Origin of the sequence: Actinomadura sp. HBU206391, from assembly GCF_014323665.1 — a bacterium.
Taxonomy (GTDB): Bacteria; Actinomycetota; Actinomycetes; order Streptosporangiales; family Streptosporangiaceae; genus Actinomadura_C.
Genome location: NZ_JABVEB010000274.1, coordinates 1 through 6,938 on the forward strand (window position 1 = coordinate 1; position 6,938 = coordinate 6,938).

At 70.6% G+C, this 6,938-nt stretch carries 4 protein-coding genes; all 4 read right to left on the reverse strand.

Annotation, left to right across the window (positions count from 1 at the left end; genetic code table 11):
• Positions 1–17: 17 nt before the first annotated feature.
• The 4 genes from HKK72_RS33910 to HKK72_RS33925 all read right to left on the reverse strand — a co-directional run bounded on the left by HKK72_RS33910 (position 18) and on the right by HKK72_RS33925 (position 6,935).
• Complete coding sequence (locus tag HKK72_RS33910) at positions 18–539, reverse strand: zinc-binding dehydrogenase (protein WP_261987460.1); 522 nt, start codon at positions 537–539, stop codon at positions 18–20.
• Positions 540–818: 279 nt separating this feature from the next.
• Positions 819–5,675, reverse strand: a complete 4,857-nt coding sequence (locus HKK72_RS33915) for a phosphatase PAP2 family protein (protein WP_187238508.1) — start codon at positions 5,673–5,675, stop codon at positions 819–821.
• Positions 5,676–5,904: 229 nt separating this feature from the next.
• Positions 5,905–6,717, reverse strand: a complete 813-nt coding sequence (gene pflA / locus HKK72_RS33920; RefSeq protein WP_187238509.1) for a pyruvate formate-lyase-activating protein — start codon at positions 6,715–6,717, stop codon at positions 5,905–5,907.
• Entirely contained in the window at positions 6,714–6,935 is a 222-nt protein-coding gene (locus HKK72_RS33925; protein ID WP_410050371.1) for a glycine radical domain-containing protein, read from the reverse strand. Before HKK72_RS33925 ends, pflA begins: the two co-directional genes overlap by 4 nt.
• Between the last annotated feature and the right edge of the window lie 3 nt (positions 6,936–6,938).

Here is a 6,938-nt window from a genome sequence, read left to right on the forward strand (position 1 = left end):
TGAAGACCATGACCTGGTCAGTCGCGGGTGAGCACGACCTTCAGCGCTCCGGTGTCCTGCGCGTTGGAGAACACCTCGTATGCCTTCTCCATGTCCTCCAGGCCGAATCGGTGTGTGATGAATTGGCCGGGATCCAGTCGGCCTGCGGCGACCATGCTCAGCAGGGTGGGCGTCGAGGAGGTGTCGACCAGGCCGGTGGTGATCGTGAGGTTGCGGATCCACAGGTCTTCTAGATGAAGGACGGCTGGTCTGCCGTGCACGCCGATATTGGCGACATGGCCGCCCGGGCGGACCAGGCGGGTGCACGACTCGAAGGTCTCGGGTATGCCGACCGCCTCGATCGCGACGTCGGCGCCGAGCCCGCCGGTCCGTTCGGCGACGGCCGAGCGGATGTCGCCGCCAGTGCCGAGCGTGATGTCGGCACCGAACCTCCTGGCCGCCTCCAATCGTGCGTCGACCGGGTCGATCGCGATGATCTGGTTGGGGCTGTACAGGCGGGCCGTGGCGATCGCGGCCAGGCCAATGGGGCCGGCTCCCATGACGACCACCGTGTCACCAGGACGCACTTTGCCGTTGAGGACGCCCACCTCGTGACCGCGTCCACGCGGACGATCGCATCCGTGGCCGTCGCGATCTGCGGCACCGGAACGTCTTGGTAGGAATGACGTCCAGGACCCACATATACCAGCGCCTTCATGACCGTTCCTCTCTTCGCGTACGGCCATCGCACGCGACCCTGTGACTTGAACGATCACGCAAAGCGCATGGGCCCGGCAGAGACAAAGGTCCCCCCGGCACGAGACCGTTGTCACGACACGTCATCGCTGGCGCGCTCGATCGAGGCGGGCATACCGGCCGGTCCGGTGGAACGCCACCGCCCCGGGCAGCACAGGCAGCCAGAAGCCCAGGACGCGGAAGACAACGACCGTCAGGACCGCCTCGGTGCCACCCGCGCCGAGAGCGACCAGGACGAGCGTCAGGATCGGCTCCACTACACCCAGCCCCCCGGGAAGCGGACCCAGCAACCGAAGCGGCATCACCGTAAGGAAGGATGCCGCCAAGAGCACGGGGGAGACCGATACCCCCATCGCCTGGGCGACGGCAAGGAACGCCAGCACCGAACAACTCGTCACCGCCGAGGTACCGAACAGCAGCATGGCGAACTCACGGGGCCGGCGTAGCCTGGCGGGCAGCGCCAGGAGAGCACCCCGCAACGGCGCCGCGACCTCGTTCCGACGGCGCAACAGAAGAACGGCGCCGATCAAGGCGGCCGCCACCGCGGGCAGTGCCACCGGAGCCGCCGACCAGCGAGGCGCTGTCAGAACGTCCCGTGCCTCCAGCAGGGCGGCGGAGCACGCCAGCCCGAGCGCGATGGCGTGCACGAGGCCGCCGGTCAGCCGGGTGAGCGCGACGGCCTGTACCGCCTCTTCCCGACTCGCCCCGGCCGAGCGTAGGTAGGAGCCCAGCACCGCGTCCGCACCGAGACCCGCACGGTGCTGCCGCGACACGTATGAGGCGGCCACCTGATGGAGATACGTGCGGCCCAGCGCCAGATGCCGCGATGAGGCGCCCATGAGCGACAGCGCACCGGCCGCGTAAGAAGCGGCCACGAGCAGGGCCGCTACGATGAGCCAGCGAGGGTTGGTATCGCTGAGCACGTCGGTGGGGTGGCGGACGCTGACGATTCCGATCAGCACTTGGTACACCGCGAGCGCGGCGCCGAGCAGGAGCAGCAGCACCCAGGGGCGGGACGGTGCCCGGGTGAGCGGTTCGGGCACCGTTGGTGCGCCTTCCACCACCGCGATCTCCCTCCGCAGGGAATTGAGCAACCGTGGCCGGCCGCGCAGTTCCTGGCGGGTCGACCTGGCCAGCGCCAGAGGCTGCAGCAGGCTGCTCACGCCGCACAGAACGGTGGGACCGAGCGTGTCGACCGCCGCCCGTACGGCCTGCCGTGGGCCTACCACGAACGCGGTGGAGACCAGCAGTTCCGCGACGTCCTGGGCGAGCCGCTGATCACTCGCTCCGTCCTCGGCGAATCCGAAGTCCACGAGGACGGGCTTACCGTCCTCCGCGATCAGCATGTTGGCCAGACGCAGGTCGCGGTGGGCGATGCGCGCCGCGCGCAGCTTCCCGATCTCGCCCCACAGCGCCTGCAGGTATGTGACCTGAAGCGGGCAGGCGATGGTTCCAGCGAGGTCGGCGCCGACCGCCACGGCCTGCTCGGCCAGGATCCATGTGCCTGATCCGGCTCCTGCCACCCCGAGGAACCCGGGGACTCGCACACCGGCTCGCTCGGCGCGCATCAGCATGTACGCCTCGTGCTCGATCTGCCGTTTCGGGCTGGCGAAGGGGAACTCGTCCTCCAGATCCCGATACACCAGGAATCTCGTCAGCTTGAACAGCAGATCGGCGTCGCGTTGATCCCGGCCCAGCGCCTTGACGAACACCCGTCGGCCGGTCACGGTGACCGCGGTGAAGGGCACTGAGCCGCGCGCGTCGACGTTCAGTGGTGTGACCGTCATCCGTCCGAGGCCGCAGCGGGCGAGCCCGCGGGCGACCTGCGCCGGTGTGGGGAGATGCGCCGGCGTCCCTCGGATCAGATGGACGGCGCCGCCGATCGCACAACCGAGGCCCATTCCGGCCACAACGTCCAGCGGGAAGTGGGCGCCCACATACATTCTGCCGAGAGCCACCGCTCCGGCGATCGCCCAGAGAGCCCAGCGCACCGGGCGTCGTACATGCGCGCTGGCCACGGTCGCCAGCGCGACCGCCACCGCGGCGTGGCCGGAGACGAATCCGAGGCCGCCCTCGCCGGCTCCGCGCAGCACCACCTCGGAGAGCAGAGCACCGGGACGTCCCCGGTCCGCCACGCTCTTGACCGCCTTGGCCAGAAGCCAGGCGAGCGATCCGCCGATCAGGAAGTCGACGGCCAGCCGCCGGCGCAGGGCGAGCAGCGCGCCGCCCGCCGCCACGCCGACCGCGGCCAGCGAGCCCGCCTGCATCACCAGATTCACCGGACCGAACAGCCACCCGGGAAGCCGGTTGACGACCCGGAAGAGGTCGGCCTCCACCTGGAGAAGGAAGCCGCCGGCCGCGAGGACGGACAGCGTCAGCCCGAGACCCAGCCCGAGGACCACGCGGATGACGTCCCCGGGGTGTCGCGCGGAGGCGGGCGGCAGGGCCGCGGGGCCGCGTACACCTCGCCTGCGTCGCGTTGCCGCGGTAGTGGCGGGTACGGCGGACGCGAGGTCGGCGGCCACCGGGCCGGACGGCGGCAGCAGGTCTCGGTGACACCGTCGAAGGAGTGGAGCCAGTGCCGCGGTCTCGGCCTGGCCCAACGCGCGCACCGCCGCGGCCACGGCACGCGCAGACCCCATGGCGTCCGCCGTGAGCGTCAGCATCCGTGCCGCGTCGGCACGGATGACCGCCGGCGTCGCGTCGGCCTCGGCGGCACCGAAACCGACGATCCAGGGCAGGCCCGTGCCATCTATCACTATGTTGTGAGGGCGCAGGTCCCGGTGGGCCAGGCGGTCCCGCGCGAGCAGTCCGAGCTGACGCCAGAGTTCGTCGAGGAGGTCATCGCAGGCTGCGGGCTCGTTCGTTCGGGGGAGACCCTCGCCTGCGGAGGTCGATCCGGCCAGCGGACGGCCATCGACGGCGTCCATGGCGAGGATCCAGGTGTCGTCGCCGATATCGGCGGTGAACCGCACCAGCGGAGTACGAACCCCGGCCCGGTCGGCGAGCATGAGCAGATAGGCCTCATGCTCCAGCTGATGTTTCGGCGTGGCGAAGGGCATCGGCCGGCTCGGCGCCGGGCCCAGCCACTGCCAGACTCGGTGCAGCCAGTCCGCGTCTCGTTGGTCACGCCCGACGGCCTTGACGAAGAAACGCTCCCCTGTGGTGGTCGTGACCTCGAACGGAACGGCACGACGCAGATCGCCCGTGGTCCGGTGGATCGAAGCCGCGGTGATGCCGAGCCGGCTCAGGCCGGCGCGAATCCGGGCCGCGTCCGGCGGGCGAGCCGGAGTGCCCCGGAGGAGAAGCACGGCCGAACCGGCCATCCAGCCCACCACGACGCCACCGGCCAGGTCGAGCGGGAAGTGCGCTCCTACGTACACCCTGCCGAGGCCGACGGCGGCGACGGTGACCCATAGCCACCTGCGGTACGGCCGCGGCAGCGACACGCTCGCGACCGTGGCGAGAGCCGCAGCCACGGCCGCGTGCCCCGCCACGAAGCCGGTCCCGCCCGCGCCGGCATCGGCACGGAGAATCACCTCGTCGAGAAGCGCAGCCGGGCGTGGCCGCCCGGCGATGTCCTTCACAACCTTCGCCAGCAGCCACGCGCAGCCTCCGGCCAGCAGCAGGTTCACCGCCAGACGGCCACGGCGGGCTAGCAGCGCGGCCACCGACGCCAACCCGGCCATGCCGATCCAGCCTGCCTGCATCACCAGCCAGATCGGGACGTACGCGGCATCGGGAACGTCGTTCACCAGCCGGAACAGATCGGCGTCGAGGCCCGCGACATCCCGGGAGAGCAGGATGAGCACCAGCAGACTCAGTCCACCGGCGGCCAGCCGAAGCGCGTCGGCCGGATGCCGGAACACCGGTCTTGGCCGCGCCGGGTGACGGCGCCGGAATCTCCACCACAGCCAGATCGGGCCCGCCGCGGGCAGGTAGAGGAGATAGGTGAAGAACCGGAAGAGCAGCACCCCGGCCGTGGCGGCCTCGAGTTCCGCGCCGCCGAGTTGCAAGCCGCCGATCAGGGCCAACTCGAGTATGCCGGCGCTGCCGGGTGTGAGGGGCAGCACCGTCGCCTGGCGGGCCACCGCGTAGACGGCGAAGGCCTCCAGCGCACCGACCTGAGAGGCTCCCGCGATCTGCAGGGAGGCGTAGAGCACGCCGAAGAGCGTCACCTGGTAGGCGAGGGCCGACACGGTCAGCAGCGGCCAGCGACGACGGATCAGATCGCCGGCCTCGGTCTGGAGCAGAACGGCTCGATCGGCGCGGACCTCATGCCGCCCGGGCAGCCGACGTGAGAGCCGGGCCAGCGCGGAACCTAGCAACCGGGCCGGACGGTCCCACCGCAGCAGTGCGATGGTCAAGGAGATGAGAATCGTGGCCAGGATCAGCCCGGCGACCCCGGCCACCCGTGCCTCTGCCGGCACATCGGACGCCAGGCCGAGCAGGCCGAGCGCGAGAAGCGGAAGGATCAGCCGCACGCCGAGGTTCCACAGCCCGGTCGACAGGACCTGCAGGGCGATCGGCCGGGGAGTGAAGCCGAGCTCCTGGAGCATGGAGACGTTCAAGGCCGTTCCTGCGGCGGCGCCACCGGGAAGGGCGTACGCGAGCGCGGTGGTCACCACGTTCACGGCGCACGCCTCGGAGAGGCGCAGACCGGGCAGGCCCGCGATGAGCCCGACAGCCGAGGCCAGCACCGAGGTCAAGGTCAGCGCGGCCAGGACCGCGAGCTCGGCGTGGCCTACACGACTCGAGAAGATGCCCGCTACCGCCTCGAAGTCGACCAGACGCGGGAGGACGCCGCCGAAGACGATGCCGACCACGGTCAGGCTCACCGTGCGGCGCAGCCACACGCGGCGCCGCGCTCCGCGCCGTGTCGGCGGAGTGGCCGGCAGGGCCGCCGTTCCGGCCTGAGGGGGTTTGCTCAGTGTGGTCACGAGGGCCTCCGGGGCGGCTCGGTCAATGCGTGCGACATGCCGGGCATAGCTGCATCCGCGGGTCGCGGCTGGTGCACTTAGTCGACCCCGGGACGAGGAGTGCGCATAAAGGCGTACTTCTCCGGTCGACAGGACGTTGGTCCCCGTGTCCAGAGGATGTGCAAGGTCCTCATCCGGGGCACTGCTCCGGGCGACAGCGGCGATGCACCGCACGGCGCGGCCGTGTGGATCAGCGGCTGTCGACCCCGTGAGCGCGGAACTGTGAGTGGACGCGGTTGAGCAGCTCTGGGTCCGGTGACTCAACGTGGGCCAGCGGGAAAGGGATGCCCAGCCGCTGGTACTTGGCCGCACCCATGCGGTGGTAGGGCAGGACGTCCACGTGTTCGACGTTGGGGAGCGTGGCGACGAAGGAGGCGAGGCCCTCCACCTCGCTCTCGGCGTCGTTGATGCCGGGCACGAGCACGAACCGTATCCACATCGGGCGGCGCAGCTCGGCGAGCCGCCGGGCGAACCGCAGTGTCGGCGTGATGTCCCCGCCGGTCAGGGCGCGGTAGGTGCGCGAGTCCCAGGCCTTGATGTCGAGCAACACCAGGTCGGTGTCGGCCAGCATCGCGTCGGTCGCCCGGTCCCCGAGAGAGCCCGAGGTGTCGAGCGCCGTGTGCAGGCCGAGCTCGTGGGATCGGCGCAGCAACTCGCCGGTGAAGGCGGGCTGCAGCAGCGGCTCCCCGCCACTGATCGTGACGCCGCCGCCGGCCACGGAGATGAACCGGCGGTACCTCTCGACCTCGGCCATCACCGAGTCGACGGTGACCCGGCGGGCATCGCGCATCCGCCAGGTCTCGGGGTTCTGGCAGTACATGCAGCGCAGCGGGCAGCCTCCGGTGAACACCACGAATCTGGTCCCGGGCCCGTCCACGCCGGTGGACAGATCCCACGAATGGACCGCACCGGCGAGGCCGGCCGCCGTTGCGTTCCGCGGCAGGGCGGCGCTTTCGCGGAGCTCGGCGGCGGCCTCACGGAGCCTCTCCTCGCGTTCGATCATGGCGATTCATGGAAGGTACGGCTGACGACGTCGCGCTGCTGCTCGGGGGTGAGCCGGACGAAGTTCACCGCGTAGCCGGACACCCGGATGGTCAGCTGTGGGTACCGCTCGGGGTGGTCCATGGCGTCCAGCAGGGTGGCGCGGTCGAGCACGTTGACGTTCATGTGGAAGCCTCCGGCGTCGACGTAGCCGTCGAGGATCCCGGCGAGGTTGCTCATCCG